The sequence below is a fragment of the Sphingobium sp. IP1 genome, assembly GCF_002708645.1.
Lineage (GTDB): Bacteria > Pseudomonadota > Alphaproteobacteria > Sphingomonadales > Sphingomonadaceae > Sphingobium > Sphingobium yanoikuyae.
Map to the genome: position 1 here is coordinate 25,988 of NZ_NOIW01000041.1, position 17,734 is coordinate 43,721.

Annotated in this window: 21 protein-coding genes and 1 tRNA gene; 2 read left to right on the forward strand and 20 right to left on the reverse strand. The window is 60.1% G+C overall.

Going from position 1 to position 17,734, the window contains the following annotated elements; translation table 11 throughout:
* Positions 1 to 151: 151 nt before the first annotated feature.
* Positions 152 to 337, reverse strand: coding sequence for a hypothetical protein (locus CG471_RS15310; protein WP_048938969.1), 186 nt, complete (start codon positions 335 to 337; stop codon positions 152 to 154).
* Positions 338 to 562: 225 nt separating this feature from the next.
* Between CG471_RS15310 and CG471_RS15315 the strand changes: the two genes are divergently transcribed.
* Positions 563 to 859, forward strand: coding sequence for a plasmid stabilization protein (locus CG471_RS15315; protein WP_072895214.1), 297 nt, complete (start codon positions 563 to 565; stop codon positions 857 to 859).
* A gap of 557 nt (positions 860 to 1,416) precedes the next feature.
* Here CG471_RS15315 and CG471_RS15325 read toward each other — a convergent pair.
* The 3 genes from CG471_RS15325 to CG471_RS15340 all read right to left on the reverse strand — a co-directional run bounded on the left by CG471_RS15325 (position 1,417) and on the right by CG471_RS15340 (position 3,756).
* Positions 1,417 to 1,938: an Hsp20/alpha crystallin family protein gene (locus CG471_RS15325; RefSeq protein WP_072895286.1), complete on the reverse strand. Its 522-nt coding sequence runs from the start codon at positions 1,936 to 1,938 to the stop codon at positions 1,417 to 1,419.
* Between the two features lie 81 nt (positions 1,939 to 2,019).
* On the reverse strand, positions 2,020 to 2,496 hold the full coding sequence (locus tag CG471_RS15330) for an Hsp20 family protein (RefSeq protein ID WP_004208786.1): 477 nt from the start codon (positions 2,494 to 2,496) through the stop codon (positions 2,020 to 2,022).
* Between the two features lie 693 nt (positions 2,497 to 3,189).
* Positions 3,190 to 3,756: a hypothetical protein gene (locus tag CG471_RS15340; RefSeq protein ID WP_004208785.1), complete on the reverse strand. Its 567-nt coding sequence runs from the start codon at positions 3,754 to 3,756 to the stop codon at positions 3,190 to 3,192.
* A 357-nt stretch (positions 3,757 to 4,113) separates the two neighbouring features.
* On the opposite strand from CG471_RS15340, the gene CG471_RS15345 reads away from it, so the two are divergent.
* Positions 4,114 to 4,743 carry a class I SAM-dependent methyltransferase gene (locus CG471_RS15345; RefSeq protein WP_150131267.1) on the forward strand — a complete coding sequence of 210 codons (630 nt, stop codon included), beginning with the start codon at positions 4,114 to 4,116 and terminating at the stop codon, positions 4,741 to 4,743.
* A gap of 45 nt (positions 4,744 to 4,788) precedes the next feature.
* Here the strand turns inward: CG471_RS15345 and CG471_RS15350 are convergent, their stop codons facing one another.
* From CG471_RS15350 to CG471_RS15425, 16 genes are all read right to left on the reverse strand, one after another.
* Positions 4,789 to 4,986, reverse strand: a complete 198-nt coding sequence (locus CG471_RS15350) for a hypothetical protein (RefSeq protein WP_004208783.1) — start codon at positions 4,984 to 4,986, stop codon at positions 4,789 to 4,791.
* The gene (locus CG471_RS15355; protein ID WP_004208782.1) at positions 4,986 to 5,429 is read right to left on the reverse strand and encodes a pyridoxamine 5'-phosphate oxidase family protein; all 444 of its coding nucleotides are present in this window, start codon (positions 5,427 to 5,429) and stop codon (positions 4,986 to 4,988) included. Before CG471_RS15355 ends, CG471_RS15350 begins: the two co-directional genes overlap by 1 nt.
* Before the next feature lie 62 nt (positions 5,430 to 5,491).
* A complete protein-coding gene (locus CG471_RS15360) occupies positions 5,492 to 6,289 on the reverse strand; it encodes a S9 family peptidase (protein ID WP_004208781.1) in 798 nt (265 codons plus the stop codon).
* Positions 6,286 to 7,404 carry a DUF3182 family protein gene (locus tag CG471_RS15365; protein WP_004208780.1) on the reverse strand — a complete coding sequence of 373 codons (1,119 nt, stop codon included), beginning with the start codon at positions 7,402 to 7,404 and terminating at the stop codon, positions 6,286 to 6,288. Before CG471_RS15365 ends, CG471_RS15360 begins: the two co-directional genes overlap by 4 nt.
* Before the next feature lie 231 nt (positions 7,405 to 7,635).
* The gene (locus CG471_RS15370) at positions 7,636 to 8,610 is read right to left on the reverse strand and encodes a TIGR03557 family F420-dependent LLM class oxidoreductase (protein WP_072895219.1); all 975 of its coding nucleotides are present in this window, start codon (positions 8,608 to 8,610) and stop codon (positions 7,636 to 7,638) included.
* Between the two features lie 107 nt (positions 8,611 to 8,717).
* The gene (locus CG471_RS15375) at positions 8,718 to 9,230 is read right to left on the reverse strand and encodes a hemerythrin domain-containing protein (protein WP_072895223.1); all 513 of its coding nucleotides are present in this window, start codon (positions 9,228 to 9,230) and stop codon (positions 8,718 to 8,720) included.
* A gap of 700 nt (positions 9,231 to 9,930) precedes the next feature.
* Entirely contained in the window at positions 9,931 to 11,214 is a 1,284-nt protein-coding gene (locus tag CG471_RS15380; RefSeq protein ID WP_004208776.1) for an integrase arm-type DNA-binding domain-containing protein, read from the reverse strand.
* A gap of 166 nt (positions 11,215 to 11,380) precedes the next feature.
* Positions 11,381 to 11,456, reverse strand: a tRNA-Phe gene (locus CG471_RS15385).
* Positions 11,457 to 11,505: 49 nt separating this feature from the next.
* The gene (locus CG471_RS15390) at positions 11,506 to 11,700 is read right to left on the reverse strand and encodes a DNA gyrase inhibitor YacG (protein ID WP_037521277.1); all 195 of its coding nucleotides are present in this window, start codon (positions 11,698 to 11,700) and stop codon (positions 11,506 to 11,508) included.
* Positions 11,690 to 12,679, reverse strand: a complete 990-nt coding sequence (locus tag CG471_RS15395; protein ID WP_099232380.1) for a ribonuclease — start codon at positions 12,677 to 12,679, stop codon at positions 11,690 to 11,692. Before CG471_RS15395 ends, CG471_RS15390 begins: the two co-directional genes overlap by 11 nt.
* A 49-nt stretch (positions 12,680 to 12,728) precedes the next feature.
* The gene (locus tag CG471_RS15400; RefSeq protein WP_099232381.1) at positions 12,729 to 13,316 is read right to left on the reverse strand and encodes a nucleoside triphosphate pyrophosphatase; all 588 of its coding nucleotides are present in this window, start codon (positions 13,314 to 13,316) and stop codon (positions 12,729 to 12,731) included.
* Between the two features lie 12 nt (positions 13,317 to 13,328).
* Positions 13,329 to 13,547, reverse strand: coding sequence for a translation initiation factor IF-1 (gene infA / locus CG471_RS15405; RefSeq protein WP_003049127.1), 219 nt, complete (start codon positions 13,545 to 13,547; stop codon positions 13,329 to 13,331).
* A gap of 57 nt (positions 13,548 to 13,604) precedes the next feature.
* Positions 13,605 to 14,894 (reverse strand): adenosylmethionine--8-amino-7-oxononanoate transaminase, encoded by a 1,290-nt coding sequence (locus tag CG471_RS15410; protein WP_099232382.1) that lies wholly within the window; start codon positions 14,892 to 14,894, stop codon positions 13,605 to 13,607.
* A 32-nt stretch (positions 14,895 to 14,926) separates the two neighbouring features.
* Positions 14,927 to 15,550: an OmpA family protein gene (locus CG471_RS15415; RefSeq protein ID WP_099232383.1), complete on the reverse strand. Its 624-nt coding sequence runs from the start codon at positions 15,548 to 15,550 to the stop codon at positions 14,927 to 14,929.
* A complete protein-coding gene (locus CG471_RS15420; RefSeq protein WP_017499663.1) occupies positions 15,547 to 17,379 on the reverse strand; it encodes a sodium:proton antiporter in 1,833 nt (610 codons plus the stop codon). Before CG471_RS15420 ends, CG471_RS15415 begins: the two co-directional genes overlap by 4 nt.
* Before the next feature lie 113 nt (positions 17,380 to 17,492).
* Positions 17,493 to 17,734, reverse strand: a 242-nt coding sequence (locus CG471_RS15425; RefSeq protein WP_143560214.1) for a DUF4168 domain-containing protein, incomplete at its 5' end; no start/stop codon positions are given.

Genomic DNA, 17,734 nt, shown 5'->3' on the forward strand with positions numbered 1-17,734 from the left:
AACGCTACTGTGCATGCCGGCCCATCTTGCGATCAAAAGCCCAGATATGATCGAGTGTCCCGAAATTGACGTCGAAATGGGTATCCATGTCCCAATACTACGGTAGGAAACTCTCGTCCAATTAATCGGCTAATCAGTTAGCAATTGTTTCCTATTCTTTTTGTAATAATGCCCCCCGAGCACCCGGCGTGTCCTCCGACCAACGCGCACGCATCGCATATTGCTGTGCCATCTCCCAATGCAGCCGCTTGGCGAGAGGATTTGCAATTTTCTCGGCAGTGGCAAGCTCCTGAATCTCACGCCGGCGAAAATAGGCCGCATCGTCCTGATGGTGCATCGTCGTCTCTCCTCATCTCGCCATGGAATGACTCCTGGTCACCCAGTCTTCCATTACATGGATCAATTTAAAGCTATCGCCAATTGAAGGCGTCTCGAGCCATGCATTTGATCAGAAAGCAAATTCTCGCTCTTCCTAACTTAAGTGGGAAAGTTTCTTGCGATCACAGCCGGACACGAACCCCTGTTGCCGTGTTGGGAAAAACAACATGGAAGGAGAGCCAACATGCCACGTGGAGACAAGTCGAGCTATACGGACAAGCAAAAGCGCAAAGCGGAGCACATCGAAGAAGGCTATGAAGATCGGGGCGTAAGCCATGAGGAAGCCGAGCGCCGTGCGTGGGCAACAGTCAACAAGGAAACCGGTGGCGGCAAGAAATCCGGATCAGGACGTGGCAAGGCAGAAAACCACGATTCATCCAGAAAAGGCGGCCGCATTGGCGGATCAGATCAAAGTCATGCGAAGCGATCGCAAGCAGCGAAAAAAGGTTGGGAGACCCGACGCAAGCAGGCGAATGGCTGATGTCCATCCATAAGATGATATCGCTCCATCCAGACGTAGGGCAGGATTTTAATCCGCTTTTGGCCACCGCGGCACGCCACGCGATGTTCTGCGCTGAAATGTGTACCTCATGCGCAGACGCTTGCATGGCAGAGAAAATGGAGATGACGCAGTGCATCCGGTCATGCCTTGATTGCGCGGACGTCTGTACAGCGATGGGCCGGATCGCCGTGCGGCGCTCGGGCTTCAATATCGAAGTTGTCGGAGTGATGCTAGACAGTTGCGCCCGCATTTGTGATCTGTGCGCGGCCCAATGCGGTCGATATGAGCATGCGCATTGCAAACTTTGCGCTGACATGTGCCGCGAATGCGCGGCAGATTGCCGCGCAGCGCTTCCTACGGTCCGATGACGCCGAGCCACATGGTCCGGTCGTCGGAAAGTGACGGGACTTGCCAAGGATATCTTCGACGGCTGATGCGGCTCAGTTGCTGACTTTGATCAGTAGGACCCGATAAGGCAGAGGCTGCCCCCACAATTATAATTGGCAAGACAGGAACCGAAGTTCTGAGCAAGGCCGTCAGGCGGCCTTGCCATTGACCGGATTTGGGCGGACATTTTCGTTTGCCGCCTCCATCTTGGGCAGAGTGACCGTCAACCCGCCGTTCTTGAAAGCTGCGTTAGCGTTGTCACGGTCGATGTCCTCGAGCAGCCGGATACGGCCTTCAAAGCAGTTATCGCTGCGATCGGGATAACCAAAGTCCTTGTTTTCAACTTTGGACCGCCTCTCTCCCCGGAGCGTGAGCGCACCGTCTTCAACGGTAATATCCACGTCCTTTTCGTCGAGACCCGGCAGTTTGGCCGTAGCGCGGATTTCCTTGTCGGTCTCGCCGAGCTCGACATGCGGCCAGCCGGCAGCGCGGTACAATCCAGCCAATGCGGGTACGCCGAAGGCGCGGAAGAGGCCATCGAACTGCCGGTCCACCTCGCGGTGGAGCGAGAGCATCGGGTGGGTATCGCTGTCTCGGCCGCCCTCGGCACTGACCGGGACGGGGAGCCAGTTTACCTGCCGCCTCCAGGGAATGAGATCACGAAAAGCCATGATGGTCATCTCCTTTTGTGGCTGGAAGGGGTAGGCCTACCGGGCCGCTGGATGCGGCCCGGCAAACCCTTTGGTCGGCGATCAGGCTGCTTCGCGGACCTCATCCCTAGGTGCTTCGATCTGATCCTGGGCGGCCTTGCCCCCAGCGATCTCAATTCGGCGCGGTTTCATCGCCTCGGGCACCACGCGCCTGAGCGTGATGCTCAGCAAGCCGTTCTCGAAACGGGCATCGCCAGCTTCCACGAAATCGGCAAGCTGGAAGCGCCGCTCGAACGTACGCGTGGCGATGCCCCGGTGCAGATACTCGCCTTGGCCGTTGTCCTCGGCACGCTTGCCGGTCACGGTGAGCAGATTCTGCTGGGCCACCACTTCAATGTCCTCGGGGCGGAAACCTGCGACAGCGAGCGTGATGCGATAGCTGTCTTCGCCTTCTCTCAGAATATCAAACGGTGGATAGCCATCGTCTTCGCGCGCGCCTGCCTCGAGCAGGTTGAACAGCCGATCAAAACCCACGGTTGAGCGTCGATACGGCGAAAAGTCAAAAGCACTGGTTCTCATTTCCAAATCCTCCTGATTGAGCAATTCGGGCATGAGAAGCGCCGGAGAGAGCCGGCGCTCTCAATGTCCACCGGACCCAGGTTTCGGCGTCCGGCGAGGAAAAATTAGGAAGCAATAAACCGGTTTCAAGAGGCATTTTTCAGCTAGCGCTGGCGTGCGTTCTTCATCCGCTCAAGGCGCCGATGGTCGAGACTAAAGCCGCGCTTGTCCCTGGAGCTGCTACAGGGCTTATGGAGCGTCCGTACTGGGAACCATATACGTCGTAGGAACGGAGCAATGTCGAGAGAAGCCCCTTCTGCGTTGACGTCGCCGCTCGCGAGGAGATCGAGGCGAAGTTCCTTGTCAGTCAACATTGGTCAAGTGCATGAGCAACTCGCCGAGTGACCACGTGTAATCGACGTTACCGGCACTTGGCGCCCCCATATGCATATCCCAGGCCCAAACTCAAATTCCGGCCAATTGGTCAGCTTCTGCGAAGCGATCTTGAAAGCCGTCAAGTCTGGCCGATGAGTGAGCCTTAGTTTATGAGGCTATCCCCGCAAGGGATAAGCCATCACGATGGGCAATCCCCAGCTATCGTCCATGTCGTGTCCTTACCGCTGGATAGTCTATGCAAAAGCCGCCCTCGGTACGAGGCCGTAGCCCTATTAAAGGGCAGAAGGCGGCCTACGGCAAAGCGCCAGTCTTGATACGTCAGCGTCTAGCCCATTTCTCCAGCCGGGCCTGATACTTTTTGCGCGCTCTGTCGCGGGCGGTCTCCAGCTTCGTCATACGCTTATCGCCTTCCGCCTGCAAAGCGCGGCGCTCAGCGTCGAGAGCACGCCGCCTTGCTTCGATGTCTGCCAGGCTCTGCTTGAGATTAGCAGCCGCTTGTTCGAGCGCTATCTGGGCTGCATCGAGTTTTGCGCGGCTGGGGCGCGGAACCTTCTTCCTTGGCGTCGGCGCGATGGGCGGCGCGTCGGCTTTCGCCACATTCTCCGTAGATATTCGTCTGCCTTTCGGGCGACTGCGATGTGGTGGCGACTTTGGCTCGGCAGCCTCGAAATGGTCAGCCGCACTGCCCCGGCTGACCTTAATTACGACTCCGGGCTTCGCGAGCGGCTCACCCATCAGCTTGGGATCGGTGACCTTTTCTGCAATCCCGCGCGCAAAGAGGTCGGCGTCGGATCCCCACGCGGCCAGTGCAGCTTTCTGACTTGGCGCCGCTACATAGGCGTCGTGGAAGCCGGCGGGCGTGCGGAAGACCTTGAGTTTCGCCATAGAGGGGAAACAGCTGTCCTGGCGCCCCCGTTCCGATCCTGGCCTTTGATGCAGATTATCGGTACAACCCGTCTAACCCATCCGTCAACCGCCCATCGCCTCGTGATGATCCATAGTTGCTCGCTTGAATGACTGGTGACCAGATTAATTCCGTCGCTACATGAAAGAGGCCGCTTGAAAGCAGGACGGTCGCCCTCTTTCATCGCGCCTCCGTCGAGACTGACATCAGCAATTGTCCCAAAAGCGTGAGAAATCATGTCAGAGATTGATTTTGTTAAGCGTGATTTTTGCGCCGGGAATCGAAACTTCAAATGCATCGGGAGGATTTTAGAGCGGAGAATAAGTCGAGGAGCAGATATGGCCGACGTGCAAAATGCCGCTTCTTACCCCACTTCCGTGGCTTCGGGGGGAACGAGCGATTTGAAGGCCCGGCTCATTGCCGCCGCCGAATTTCTCAAAAGCCCGAACACGGTCGGCTCTTCATTTCCAGCATCGCACTGGCTGATCGACCGAATGCTGCACGGCGTTGATTGGTCTCAGGTAACGACGATGCTCGAATATGGGCCAGGTACCGGCGCGTTCACTAGCGCCATTCTCGCTCACCTCCGACCGCATGCCAGGCTGATTGCCATCGACACCAGCCCGTCATTCACCGACCATTTGGCTTCGGCAATTCCGGACAGGCGTTTGCACGTCATCACTGGATCGGCCACAGATGCTCAGCAGTATATGGCGGATCTCGGCCTTTCGCAGGCCGATTGCATAATTTCGGGCTTACCATTTTCGACACTTGAGCCTGCAATCGCAACGCAGATCATTGATCGCAGCGTGCAGCTCTTATCCCCTGATGGGCTCTTCATGGCTTATCAAATGCGCAAGGCTGTACGCCCACTCCTCGAGCAGCGATTTTCGTCAGTGCACGCCGCATATGAATGGCGCAACATTCCACCATGCCATCTGTTCTGGGCGTCGAAACCTAATAAATGATGGTTTAAAGAGCGACGGAGCTTCCGGTCTGAGGCGTGGCGTGCCTCACGGTCGCTGATTATAGGAGGGGCCGGTATGCTCAGTCGCAACATTGTTGCCGACGGCTTGATCCTGCTCGAGCTCTTCTCCGTGCCACAGGTTTCTGCCGACAAATATGATGATGAAAATGGCGATGATAGTGCCGACAACAAAAGCACCGGCTTTTCCGAGCCGGTGTGCAGAAGGCTTTTCGTTGGGCGACATCACTTAATGCCTTCAAGAAGGATTTCGCCTTCTTTCTCGCCGTCCCAATAATGGGCGCGTTCGCCAATCACCTGGATCAGAACCAGGCCGGGAGTTTGAATGCCCTGCGGCCACCACCGTTCGAGCCCCTTCGTCCAATGGGCTTCAAACTGAGTCCGGTCTCTGATCAAGGCGGCTCGCCCTTCGACCGCGACGAAAAAAGGACGGTGGCCCAGCAGACCGGATTTGCCCTGATAGCTAAGATTGACAGCTGAATCGGCTTCCATGTCCGAAACCATGAAGGCGGTTTCGTCTGTGAAGAACCACGCCGTGCCGTCATAATCGACTTCGCGATTATTGCTCATCGGACGCGAACCAATGGCACCGCCTTTGGCACGAGTTGCAAGCATCGCGAAATCGATGTCCTTCATCTTCCGGGACAGGTCTTCGAGCGACAATGACATGACTCTCTCCTTCCCTCCCTCAACGCATGACGCGGCTTGTCGGGCCAATGCGTTGGAAAAGACTATCGATCCGCAAGTCTATAAGCCTGAGATGGCATTTCTCCGGCCGCTTGCTGGTGGGGGGTAGACGATCTGCGACCTCCCCGAACCATTTCCTCGATCCAGGTGAGCAGCAACTGGTTGTATGCGCGCCGGCAGCCCTCGTTCCGCAACGAATGATCGGCTCCTTTGAGGATACGGTAGCTCAAGGAATTACTGTTGTGAAACGCCGACATATAGGAGCTGATTGTCTCGTGCGGGACATAGTCATCATGTTCTGACTCCACGATGAGCACATCGCCTGCAAATCGCTCGCATGCTGCCAGCGCCTTGTCCTCTCGCCCCGTCCGGAAGCGTGCCCGATAGGCATTGATGAGGTCGCGATCCAGCATCGCCTTGGGGACATCCCAATGTTCGTCCGGATAGAGAGCAGGCACACGTAAGGCCAGCCAGTTGACCGGACGGACTGCGGTGAGAAGGGTGGCAAGATAGCCGCCATAACTTGTACCCACGACTGCAATCGCAGATGGGTCGACCTGGTCCTGGCCGACAAGATAGTCGTAAGCGGCCACGACATCGGCAAGACCATGGGATCGTGTCACTCTGTTACGTTCTTCGGCGTGCCGGGCATGGCCTCGCAGATCAAAGGTGAAGCAGATACAGCCCAGCTGCGCGATCTCTTCGGCGCGCACCATGTCCTGATCGCGCGAACCGCCCCAGCCGTGAATGAAGAGTATGCCAGGAACAAGCTTGTCCGGTGACAGGATCGTCGCCTCAAGACTTTCCCCTTCGACATCGAAGCATATCTGGCTGCCTGTCATTCCAGCTCCATTGCATATTTTGTCATCGGTCCCGCGACCGCATCGATACCGCTATAATAGACGATGCTACCGATCGGTGCGGCGTCGATTTCACCATAAATCTCCATCGTGGCGCATGTAACCGCCGACAATTCGGGATCGCGCGCAAAGGCTTTGAAAGCCGCTATTTCGGCGCCACTCGCGCCGCCCGCCCGCCAACTTTGTTCAAGGACGCCAATGCGTATTTCGCCGGAAGAATTAATCCCGGCAGCGACATCATAGTTGCGGCGAGAGGCCATCAGATCCGGGTAGAATTTCGAGACGATCGCATCATATGCGATCGCCTTTTTGATACCCTGCTTCAGATCGTCTGCAAGATCGAGTCCGGCCAGTCGTTCAAAGCCACCCCTCACAACATGCAGGGTCGAGCCGCCATAGACGGTGGCGCCGTCATTGTTGGTGGCGAGACGCTGCGTGCCCCAATACGAGATCAAGTCTCCAAAAAGGCATGTCATGCCGACGCTGTAGGTGATGACATTGTCGAGATTCTCTTCAATCACGACGCCATGACGGGCAACAGCCTCCGTATCAAGTTGGGCTATCGCTTCTTCCAGTTTCCGAGGCGAGGTAACGACAAATTGTCCGAGCCCTGCCGTCGCTTCAACTTCCTTCAGGCGGATTGCACCCTGTTTAAGCAAGTCGAGGCCGGCGGCGCGCACAGCATCCACACTGAAAGCTGACCAGCCGGAGAGAACATGAGGCGCGAGCGCAGCGCCCAGTTCCGAGTGCCATCCCACGGGCACTGCATCACTGCTTTGGAAAAGCGGATGAGTGATGACCTTGCTTCCCACGAAGGCATGGGGAACCACACCGCCGTAAATCTGGCTCTCATCGCTTATGCCCAGTTGCCGCGCCATGGCTAGGTCGATCGTGCTTGCCGGAATGAAGAGCGTCTTCTGCGCACTATCATCCAACGCCGAAAATCCTGGCGGGTCATGTTCGACGAATGTCGCTTCGCCAAGGCGGGCAATCCTTCGGGCAAGTTCGGCTCTGGCGACCCTGTCATGCTCGTTGTTCATCGCGCCGGACTGGGCGGGACAGATCTTCACGAAACGGGTCTGATGCGAACTGGCCATTAAACCTCTCAGATCCTTGAGGCTCTGCCGCTAGGCCGTTTTCAAACAACCAGGTGACACAGCTTATTATCCATATGCCTGGCGTGGCGACTCGGCGGGCCTTGCCCTAAATAGCGTTGACTGGCGGCATGAGCGGAGGATGGTGCATGCAATCGCTTTTGGGATGCCTAGCCAGTTCACCTCGTTCACACCCATGGAGCGCCCCTCCAACGTCCCGATCCTGGGGCGACCTCATTCGGACGGCTCGAAGCGCGGCAGGGACGGTTTGAGCTCGCGCTCGAAAAATTCGATGAAGCCCGCCTGATCGTCTCCAGGGCACGTCAGCACAATATGATCGAAGCCAGCGTCCACATACTGTGAGATCAACTGAATATGGGTCTGAACGTCCGGACCGGCTGACACCTTCGCTGCCAGATCTTCAGGTCGGACATACTGGCTAGCAGCCTCAAAGCCCTTGACCGAGGGAATCTCGCTGTTGACCGACCAATCGAAGGCAGAGAAGCGAAATCTGTCGCGTGCGATCTCCAACCCTCTTTCAGCGCTGGATGCATATGCGATGACTGCCTCCGCATAGCAGGCCCCACGATTGCCGGCCCTGGCTCCATAGCCTTTTACCAGATCGCTTTCCGGCGCGGTTGTCATGATCCCGTCACCTTTTTCCGCGGCAAGAGCGACAGACGCTGGACCGCTAACGCCAACGATGACAGGAATCGGTTTGGTCGGAAGATCGTAGAGCTGGGCATGGTCGATAAGGAAATGCTTCCCTTTCCAGCTATGGACGCCGCCCTCCCAAAGAAGGCGAAGAATATCGATCGCTTCGCCGAGCATGTCGTGCCTCTCCGGCACTGAGGGCCACCGCACCCCTGTAACATGTTCATTCAGTCGTTCACCCGCTCCCACCGCCAGGGTGAAGCGATTGTCACTCATGATAGCGACAGTGGCGGCGGCCTGCGCAACGATGACAGGATGATAGCGCAGGATCGGGCAGGTGAGGCCGGTCGCGATGCCGATCCGATCGGTCGCATGGGCGATGGCCCCTAGGACGCTCCAGGCAAAGGGGGCATGCCCCTGGGATTCGAGCCAAGGATGGAAATGATCTGAGATAGAGACGAAGTCAAACCCCGCATTCTCTGCACGGATCGCGTTTTCCACGAGCGCTTTTGGCCCATGCTCCTCTGTCATCAGCTTATATCCGAACTTCGGCATGGTCTCTTCCTCGATATGTTCGGGATGTTGGCGAAAAACGTCGGATGCGAGCTCTCTTTCGGCACTGGAGCGCTCGAGTTCGGCCGCGCGCCCTTCGCAATGCCGGCTCAGGTGGGGATCAGATTGACAGCTGTCGGTTTGGCCGCCGGCAAGCCTGCGGCCTTGGCCTGAACAACCAGCTCTTCCTTGCGTGCAAGCATCTGATCCCGCAGGACAATCAGGTCGACATCGGTCGCGCGACATTGCGCAAACATGCCTTCTCCACGCATTTCCTCTTCGTGGACATGGTGCTTAATCTCCTCAGACAACACCTTGACCTTGGCCTCGTAGAATTTGTCGTCCCAAGAGCCAGCCTCGATGTCGTTGATCAGCACCTTGGCGCCGTCATGCTCGACATAGGCTTCCTCAAGCGTATCGGCCTCGATCTTGCCCTCGAACGCGGGATAGAAAATCTCTTCCTCTATCAGCGTATGGATCTTGAGTTCGGTGCAGATCTGGTGGGCGATGTCGCCCTTTTTCTTGCCAGTCGCAGCTTTCTCGAACTGCTCGAAAAGCTCTTCAACCTTGCGATGATCGGCCTTTAGGAGGGCGATGGCATCGGAATATTCGGCCGTGGCCATGTGGGGTCTCCTTAGTGGTTCTATCCGCTAAGGAAGCCGTAAATTGCCGAAGGGTTCCGAGCGCCAATTTCACCTAATCCACCTCAATAATCTGGATCAGGCGGAACACATTTTTTCGCATGGTCTGCGGCGTGTGCATTGACGATGGCTCAAAAGCGACTTCATCGCATTTCGCGCACGGAGATGCTCATTGTGACCTTTCCAGGTGGTTGCTGAACCTGCCTCGCTGCCCTGTCCATCGCGCAACGCCTGGCACGCAGCTTTACGGAGCCGCTTATTGGTCATTTTGAGCATAGAGTCCTGGCACAGCGTTTCTTGCGTCTCGCGACGGCATTTCGATGCCTCTTCGCACATCATTTGAGCCAAACCCGCACTGCTCTAAGATCATGCATCCAAGTCAAATTTGCCTTTCGATCGCCTACCAAAATAACGGACAGAAAAAAATCTTAGCTAATCGTCGGAACATGACCGCTAATTTTCTAGTCGTGATCGCATAGCCAAATATAATGGTACATCATCATGACTTATGCGCGTGCAGCGCTTACAAGTTTTGGCGACCGCAATCGTTGCGTGCCAAGCAAACGCTACAATTCCCCCAATCAGTATCTGCGATTTAATAGAAGGGCGACTTCCATCGCTGAAAGTCGCCCTCTTTAGCCTCACTCATCAGAATAGATTGATAAGGCCTGGGCCATCACTCCTAGCGCCAGTCAGGCGATATGCTTTCGTCATCCCCGTCACGTGACGGAGCCGCCTGCTCGCCTGCAGAAGCTTGAGAAAATTTACGCCTTACGCCGGCTTCTGTCGAACGCAGCTGATCAAGGCGATCAGACCAATATTGCATCATCTGCACGCGTTCGCCCCAATGCTCGCCGCGCACATAGGCACGCCGGACATCATTGCCTTCGATGTGGCCCAGCTGTCGTTCAATGGCATCCGGATGCCATTTGCCGCATTCGTTAAGCAAGGTCGCCGCCATAGCTCGGAAGCCATGCGCCGTCATTTCGTCCTGCTTGAAGCCCATCCGGCGAAGCGCTGCATTCAGCGTATTGTCGGATATCGCGCGTTTGTCGGATCGCGGGCTGGGAAACAGGAGCTGACCGCCCCCGGTCATACCCTCCAGCTTTTCCAACAGGCCAAGAACCTGACGGGAGAGCGGGACCTTATGAAGACGACGCATCTTCGTCCGGCTCGCCGGGATGAGCCAGATACAACTGTCCGGATCAAACTCCTCCCATTGCGCCAGCCGTAGCTCGCCTGGTCGAACGAACAGGTGGGCCGACAGCTGAAGGGCGATTCGGACCGCCCCATCGCCGTCATAGCCGTCGATGGCACGAAGCAGCGGACCCACCTTGGCCGGATCCGTGATAGCCGGCCTGTGCTTGACCTTAGGCGTCAGCAACGCCCCACGCAATTCGCTCGCTGGATCCTTGTTCGCCCTGCCGGTGGCAATGGCGTAGCGAAAGATGGTGCTCAGTGTCCCTCGAAGCCGAATCGCGGTTTCGTGATGCCCTCGCGCTTCGATCTTGCGCAGGATCTCCAGCACCTCCGGCGTCGAGATATCCCGCACCAGCTGGTTTCCGAGCGCGGGCCGTGCGTATTCGAGGATCCAGATATTCTTGGTGACCGTCTTCTCGGCTCGACCCCGAGCCTTCAGACGCGCGACATACTCATCTGCAAGCTGGTCGAACGTTCCGGTTTCAAGCAGCCGCGCCTGAGCGGCATCAGCCTTCCGCCGGCTCGACGGGTCTTCGCCTGACGCAAGAATGCGGCGCAGCTCTTCCCGCCGTTCTCGCGCCAGTGCGAGCGAGACATCGGGATACACCCCGACCGACAGCGTCTTCTGCTTCTTGAGGAAGGTGTAATAGAAACGCCAGTAGCGCGCCCCATTGGGCATCACCATCAGATACAAGCCCCGGCCGTCCGATAATTTATATGGACGGTGGATGGGCTTCGCGTTGCTCACGGCCATGGCGCTCAGCATGGGGTATCTCCTTCAGGGTACCCGCGAGAATAGCTACCAACTTTGGCCAGAAAAGGTTGCGAGATGCAACTGGACACCCTGAGAGCAAAAGGCTCAAAAGGTCGCAGAAATCCGCCATTTCCTAGAGGCGGCTTGGGCATTTCCGAGATGTTCTGAGGGGAACAAATGGTGCCCGGGGACGGATTCGAACCGCCGACACTGCGATTTTCAATCGCATGCTCTACCAACTGAGCTACCCGGGCATCGGGTCTCGGCGGAGGTGACCGCCGGATGGAGGCGTGCCTATAGGCGTCAATCCGGCTCGCTGTCCAGCCCATAATTATCATTTTTTTGCAGGGCTTCGTCGCCCGGCATGCCGGGCACGCGATACCCCTCGCCCAGCCATTGCAGCAGGTCGCGATCGCGGCATCCCTTGCCGCAGAAGGGGCGGGTTTCCGGCTGTGCCGGCTGGCCGCAAACCGGGCAGGCGCCGGCCTTAGGCGACATGACCGGCCGCCAGCGACAGCGCGGAATCGGCGCGCAGCGTGACCTCGCCACCACGACGGCGGGCGAGCTGTTCGATCCAGTCGGCGCGCTTGTGCAGCAGGTCGATGATCGCCGGCGCGGCGGTGATCGTCGCTGCGCCGCCGGTGCCATGCCGTTCGGCCCGGCGCAGCAGCGCCAGCGCGGCGGTCAGCACCGGATCCTCGCGCAGCAGTTCCATCAGATTGGCGCGCTCGCGGCGGCGGATGATCTGGACGAAGCCGAAGCCGTTGACCGCCGTCCGCTCGAACGGCAGCGGCAGATATTTGTCGATCTGCGCGGCCGCGACGATGCGTTCGTCCTTGTTGTTCATGGTCGGCAGGTCGATGCCGATCGAGCCGGCCAGCCCCATGCGACGGATCGCCTGCGCCGACAGCTTCGCGCCCTTGGGGCCGAGCTGGGCCGGCGGCAGGCTGCCGTCGATGTCGATCAGGATCATCGCGGGGGTCAGGAAGATGCGCAGTGCGGCATCCTCGGCACCGACTTCGCCGGTTACCGCTTCCTCCATCAGTTCGCTCCAGCCAAGGGCTTCGAGCCGGTCCTCCTCATGGGCGGGACACGGACGGATGGCGACATCGGTGGCGCGCAGCCGCTGCAGCAGGCTGGGGCCGGGATGCACCTTGGAACCGGGCTGGGCGATGCGGCCCTTGGCGCGCTTGCCCCGGCCTTCCTCGGCAATCGCCTCGCGGAAGATCTCGACTAGCACATTGGCGCCCTCGGCCACCTTGGGCGGGATCGGCTCGATCAGCACTTCCTCGCCCGAGATCAGGCGCACGACGCCCCGCTTGCGCGGAATGATGGTCTGGACCAGACGGCCCTGAAGGATGGCCCCGGCGCGGGCAGCCTCGCCCTCGCGCTCGATCAGCGCCTCGACGATGCGCCCTTTTTCGATCAGCGCGGCACGGGCCTCGCCAATGCCTTCTTCATAAAGCCATTCGGCCATCGTTCAGTTACCTGCTTGTCGTGATTTCCGAGCCGTAAAATGTACCATTTCACGCGAAATCCCGAGGGTCCAGTGGATAGCCCGCTGCCTCAAGCAGCGTGCGGGTTTCGTAAAGCGGCAGGCCCATGATCGCGCTATGGCTGCCCTGGATGCTGCGGATGAGGCCCGCGGCACGGCCCTGAATGGCGTAGCCGCCCGCCTTGCCCAGCCCTTCGCCGCTGGCAATATAGCGGTCGATCTCGCTGCGCTCCAGCCGCTTGAAGATGACCATGCTGGTGGACAGGCGGTGCCGTGCCACGCCTGCGGCATCGATCAGGGTGATGGCGCTGTAGACACGGTGCCGGCGCCCCGACAGCAGGTCGAGACAGGCGCGGACCTCCGCCTCGCTTTCCGCCTTGGGCAGAATGCGGCGGCCAGCGGCCACCACGGTATCGCCCGACAGGATCAGCGCGCCAGGATGGCGGGCAGCCACCAGCGTGCCCTTTTCGGCGGCGACACGCGCCGCATAGGCGGCCGGCAGTTCCGCCTTGCGCGGGGTTTCATCAATATCCGCAGGATCGACGGCATCAGGAAGCACGCCAATCTGCCCCAGAAGGTCACGCCGTCTGGGGGAAGCCGAAGCTAGAATGAGTCGCATCGAAAATGCGGCTTATTTGAAGCGGTAGGTGATCCGACCCTTGGTCAGGTCGTAGGGGGTCAGTTCGACCAGCACTTCGTCACCGACCAGCACACGGATGCGGTTCTTGCGCATCTTGCCAGCGGTGTGGCCGAGAATTTCATGATCATTCTCAAGGCGCACGCGGAACATGGCGTTGGGGAGAAGCTCCACAACCTGTCCGCGCATTTCAAGCAGTTCTTCTTTGGCCATAATATCCCAGAATCGAAAAATCGCGCCGCCATAGCGCCAAAACGTGGAAAATGGAAGTCAGGACGCAGAACCGAAATAATCACCGGCTGCGACGAGGGCCGCGAAGACGGCATCGAGCTGCTGCGCATCGATGCAATAGGGCGGCAAGAGATAGATGGTGTTGCCGAGCGGCCTTAGCAAGAGGCCGCGTTCCAGGAAGAAGGCGCGCAGGCGCGGCGCGAGGTCAGAGAGGTAGCCGGCATCGGCCGCTACCAGGTCGATCGCCATGATCGTGCCGATCTGGCGCGGGTTGGCAAAGGCGGCGTGATCGGCCAGCAAGGCCAGCCGATCGGTGATGCCCTGCGTCAGCGCAGCAATCCGTCCGCGCACATCCTCTTCAGCCCAGATGGCGAAATTTTCGGCGGCAGCAGCGCAGGCGATCGCGTTCGCGGTGTAACTGGACGAATGGTAGAAGAGCCGCGCCCGGTCGGTCGAGCGATGCGCCTCGAAGATGCGCGAGGTCGCCAGCGTCGCGGCGAGCGGGATGGCGCCGCCGGTAATCCCCTTGGCCACGGCCATGATATCGGGCACGACGCCGGCCTGCTCGCAGGCGAACAGGGTGCCGGTGCGGCCCCAGCCGGTCATCACCTCGTCCGCGATGAACAGCACATCGTGGCGCGCGCAGATATCGGCCATCGCCCGCAGCACATGGGGCGGATAGATCAGCATCCCCCCTGCCCCCAGGATCAGCGGCTCGACGATGAAGGCTGCCGGCTGCTGCGCACAAGCCGCCTCCAGTGCGGCAAGCGTCTCCTGCTCGCGACCGGGATGCGGGAAGGGTATGGTGCCGACGTCGAACAGCAAGGGCTGCCAGGCGGCATTATAGACGCCGCGTTCGCCGATCGACATCGCGCCGATCGTGTCGCCATGATAGCTATGTTCAAGGACGAGGATGCGGCTGCGGGCCTCGCCCAGCCCGTCGAGCGCGCGATTATGCCAATAGCCGAGCGCCATCTTGAGCGCGACTTCCACCGCGGTCGACCCGCTGTCGGAAAAGAAGACATGGGCCAGGGGATCGCGTCCCGGAGTCTGTGGCATGAGATCGACCAGGCCCCGTGCCACTGCCTCGGCCGGTTCATGGGTGTAGCCCGCGAAGATCAGCTGATCGAGCTGCCCGGCCTGGCGCGCGATGGCAGCTGCAATGCGCGGATGGCAATGGCCATGGGTCGTCACCCACCAGCTGGAAATGCCATCAACCAGGCTGCTACCATCGGCCAGATGGAGAGTCGCGCCCTCCGCCCGGACGACATGGGGAATGGGCTCATTGAGGCCATGCTGGGTGAAGGGGTGCCAGACAGGAGAGGTCATCGGCGTCCCCTACGCCCGATCGGCGGCCAAGGCTATGGCTTGTCCTTGCGATCCACCGGCGAGATGCTGGGCAGCACGGCCGCCGTCGGCACAACGACCGTGGGCACCGCGACATGAATGTTCACCCGGCGATTCTTCGCCCGACCTTCGGGATCGTCGCTGCCATCCTCTTTGGCATTGGGCACGACCGGCCGGGTTTCGCCCAGCGCGATCAGGCTGATGCGATCCTTGGCGATGCCCTTTTCGACCAGATAGGCCTCGACCGCCTCGGCCCGGATGCGGGAGGCTACGCGATTGTCGCCGTCATTGCCCTTGCTGTCGCTATGGCCGCGCAGCGTGATCGCCCCGCCGGTCTTGATCGCCGGGGTTTCGACCAGCGTATCGAGCGCCGCACGCGCCGCGTCGTCCAGCTTCAGCCCGGACGTGCCGAAAGCGATGGTGGCGTCGAGCGGTTCGATCTTCGGCGCTTCGGGTTCGGCCACTTCGGGGCGCAGGATCGAACGGACCGGCTCGGCGACATTATCCGCCTCGTTCGCGGCCATATCATTGCCGGACGCATTGGCTGCGTTGGCTACGTTATCAACAGCATTGCCTGCGGGCCGATCACAGGCCGCCAGCATGACGCACAGGGCCAGCGCGGGGGCGAGCCTCCTCATTCCTCCTCTCCTTCCGGTTTCTTGCGGGTCTTTGATGCGGGCGGCACATAGGACAGGATGGTGTCGCCCGGCTGTGGCGTCGGTCGCGACGCATGGGTGAAGAAGCGCATCGTGCCGTTCTTGCGGAGCAGCAGCAGCATATCGGCATCGGCCGGCAGGTCGGCCTTGGCCGCCTCGAAATCGAACTGGTCGCTGATCCGCGTCTTGCGGAAGGTCCAGCCGGCATCCTCACGGATCATGATTTCCTCGACGCCCAGGCCGGAGTCGAACAACGCGCGGCCACGAAGCGATTCCGGCAGCGCGCGCGGATCATGATCGTCGCTGGCGTCGCCCAGCTGATAGACATTGTCGCGGCCCACTTCGGGCGCAAACTCGTTGCAGACGAGCGCGTTATAGGCCTCATTCTCCGACGTGGCGGCGAGCACTTGGAACTGGGCGAGGTCGAGCCGTTCCTCGGTCGCCTCCGCCAATATCTCGCCATGATAGGTCGGGATGCCGCCATGGCGGGCGGGCGCCAGCCGCTGCCAGCTATTGTCGGCAATCATCACCGGCACCTCCAGCTGGCGCAACTGGGCGGCAAGGCTGAGGCTGAAGGGGGTGGCGCCGACCAGCAGCAGGCCCTTGTCCTGCGCGCCCGTGACCTTGAGCAGCCGGGCGACCGGCTTGATCGAGAAGCCATGGAACAGGATGGTCGCAACCACGATCGAGAAGGACAGGGTGACGAGGATCGCGCCGTCGCCATAGCCCAGCCGATCGAGACGCAGCGCGAACAAGCCGGAAATGGCGACCGCGACGATACCGCGCGGGGCGATCCAGGCGACCAGCAATCGCTCGTTCCAGGGCACCGGCGAGAAAGCGAGGCTGAGCAGCACCGTCGCCGGGCGGACGACGAACAGCAGCACCAGCAGATAGGCGAGGAAGCGCCATTCGAACTGGCGCAGCACATCAAGGTCGAGTGAAGCCGACAGGATCACGAACACGCCGGAGATCAGCAGGACGGTGACATTTTCCTTGAACGGCTGGATGTCGCGCAGGGAATCGAATTTCATGTTGGCAAGCGCCACGCCCATCACCGTCACGGTGACGAGGCCGGTTTCCGCCTGGATGAGGTTGGAGAGAACGAAGACGCCGATCACCGCGACCAGCAGGATCGGCGCTTTCAGATATTCCGGCACATGGCCGCGCTGGAACGCCCAGCCGATCGCGCGGGCGGCAAGCCAGCCGATCAGGCCGGCGATGATCGCGGCCGCGACCAGCGACAGGATGACGGCCGCCAGCGTGCTGCCCTCGCTCGACCGGCGCAGATATTCATAGGTGGCAAGGCCGAGCAGCGCGCCGACCGGATCATTGACGATCGCTTCCCATTTGAGGATGGCGCGCGGCCGGGCGGCGACGTTGGACTGGCGCAGCAGCGGCAGCACCACGGTCGGCCCGGTCACCACAAGAATGCCCGCGAACAGGATCGCCACCGGCCAGACGAGGCCCGCGACATAATAAAGGGCTAGCGCGCCCAGCACCCATCCGATCGGCGCACCCAGCACCACCAGCCGGGTGACGGCGCCGTCGGTCTTGCGCAATTCGCGGAAATTGAGGCTGAGCCCGCCTTCGAACAGGATCAGGGCGACTGCCACCGACACCATGGGTTCGAGCAGTTCGCCAAAAGTGAGCTTGGGATCGATAAGGCCGGTCACCGGGCCACCGATGACGCCGGCGGCGAGCATCAGGGCGATGGCGGGCCAGCCGGTGCGCCAGGCAATCCATTGGGCGCCGATGCCCAATATGCCGATCAGCGCGATTACAAGGGCCTGTTCATGCATGGCCGGGACCATAGACAGGCGGGGCCGCCATGGTCACCCTCTTTATTTTCAACGATCTGGGGAACCGGATCGCAGATCGGGAATGGCGGGCAAGGGAGAACCCGCCATTCCCATGGCAAATATGCTTATTGCTGCGGCGGGGTTGCCGGATCAGCCGGGGTCGCCGGGCTGGCGGGCGCGGCCGGTGCCGGCGTACCGGCGGCAGCCTGAATCCGCTGCTGCAGGGCCGGGTCGGCGGCCGCAGCCTGGCCGATGGCGTTGAACTTTTCAGGCGGAATGCCCTTCGACTGCAGCGCAGCCAGCATCTTGGGCTGCTTTTCCGCGGCGGCGATCGCATTGTCCGACTGAATCTTGGTCACTTCGACGG

Excerpts from the sequence above, each read along its gene's own strand:
- CG471_RS15310 (WP_048938969.1), bottom strand. The coding sequence starts at position 337 with ATGCACCATCAGGACGATGCGGCCTATTTTCGCCGGCGTGAGATTCAG.
- CG471_RS15315 (WP_072895214.1), top strand. The coding sequence starts at position 563 with ATGCCACGTGGAGACAAGTCGAGCTATACGGACAAGCAAAAGCGCAAA.
- CG471_RS15325 (WP_072895286.1), bottom strand. The coding sequence starts at position 1,938 with ATGGCTTTTCGTGATCTCATTCCCTGGAGGCGGCAGGTAAACTGGCTC.
- CG471_RS15330 (WP_004208786.1), bottom strand. The coding sequence starts at position 2,496 with ATGAGAACCAGTGCTTTTGACTTTTCGCCGTATCGACGCTCAACCGTG.
- CG471_RS15340 (WP_004208785.1), bottom strand. The coding sequence starts at position 3,756 with ATGGCGAAACTCAAGGTCTTCCGCACGCCCGCCGGCTTCCACGACGCC.
- CG471_RS15345 (WP_150131267.1), top strand. The coding sequence starts at position 4,114 with ATGGCCGACGTGCAAAATGCCGCTTCTTACCCCACTTCCGTGGCTTCG.
- CG471_RS15350 (WP_004208783.1), bottom strand. The coding sequence starts at position 4,986 with ATGTCGCCCAACGAAAAGCCTTCTGCACACCGGCTCGGAAAAGCCGGT.
- CG471_RS15355 (WP_004208782.1), bottom strand. The coding sequence starts at position 5,429 with ATGTCATTGTCGCTCGAAGACCTGTCCCGGAAGATGAAGGACATCGAT.
- CG471_RS15360 (WP_004208781.1), bottom strand. The coding sequence starts at position 6,289 with ATGACAGGCAGCCAGATATGCTTCGATGTCGAAGGGGAAAGTCTTGAG.
- CG471_RS15365 (WP_004208780.1), bottom strand. The coding sequence starts at position 7,404 with ATGGCCAGTTCGCATCAGACCCGTTTCGTGAAGATCTGTCCCGCCCAG.
- CG471_RS15370 (WP_072895219.1), bottom strand. The coding sequence starts at position 8,610 with ATGCCGAAGTTCGGATATAAGCTGATGACAGAGGAGCATGGGCCAAAA.
- CG471_RS15375 (WP_072895223.1), bottom strand. The coding sequence starts at position 9,230 with ATGGCCACGGCCGAATATTCCGATGCCATCGCCCTCCTAAAGGCCGAT.
- CG471_RS15380 (WP_004208776.1), bottom strand. The coding sequence starts at position 11,214 with ATGCTGAGCGCCATGGCCGTGAGCAACGCGAAGCCCATCCACCGTCCA.
- CG471_RS15390 (WP_037521277.1), bottom strand. The coding sequence starts at position 11,700 with ATGTCGCCTAAGGCCGGCGCCTGCCCGGTTTGCGGCCAGCCGGCACAG.
- CG471_RS15395 (WP_099232380.1), bottom strand. The coding sequence starts at position 12,679 with ATGGCCGAATGGCTTTATGAAGAAGGCATTGGCGAGGCCCGTGCCGCG.
- CG471_RS15400 (WP_099232381.1), bottom strand. The coding sequence starts at position 13,316 with ATGCGACTCATTCTAGCTTCGGCTTCCCCCAGACGGCGTGACCTTCTG.
- infA (WP_003049127.1), bottom strand. The coding sequence starts at position 13,547 with ATGGCCAAAGAAGAACTGCTTGAAATGCGCGGACAGGTTGTGGAGCTT.
- CG471_RS15410 (WP_099232382.1), bottom strand. The coding sequence starts at position 14,894 with ATGACCTCTCCTGTCTGGCACCCCTTCACCCAGCATGGCCTCAATGAG.
- CG471_RS15415 (WP_099232383.1), bottom strand. The coding sequence starts at position 15,550 with ATGAGGAGGCTCGCCCCCGCGCTGGCCCTGTGCGTCATGCTGGCGGCC.
- CG471_RS15420 (WP_017499663.1), bottom strand. The coding sequence starts at position 17,379 with ATGGTCCCGGCCATGCATGAACAGGCCCTTGTAATCGCGCTGATCGGC.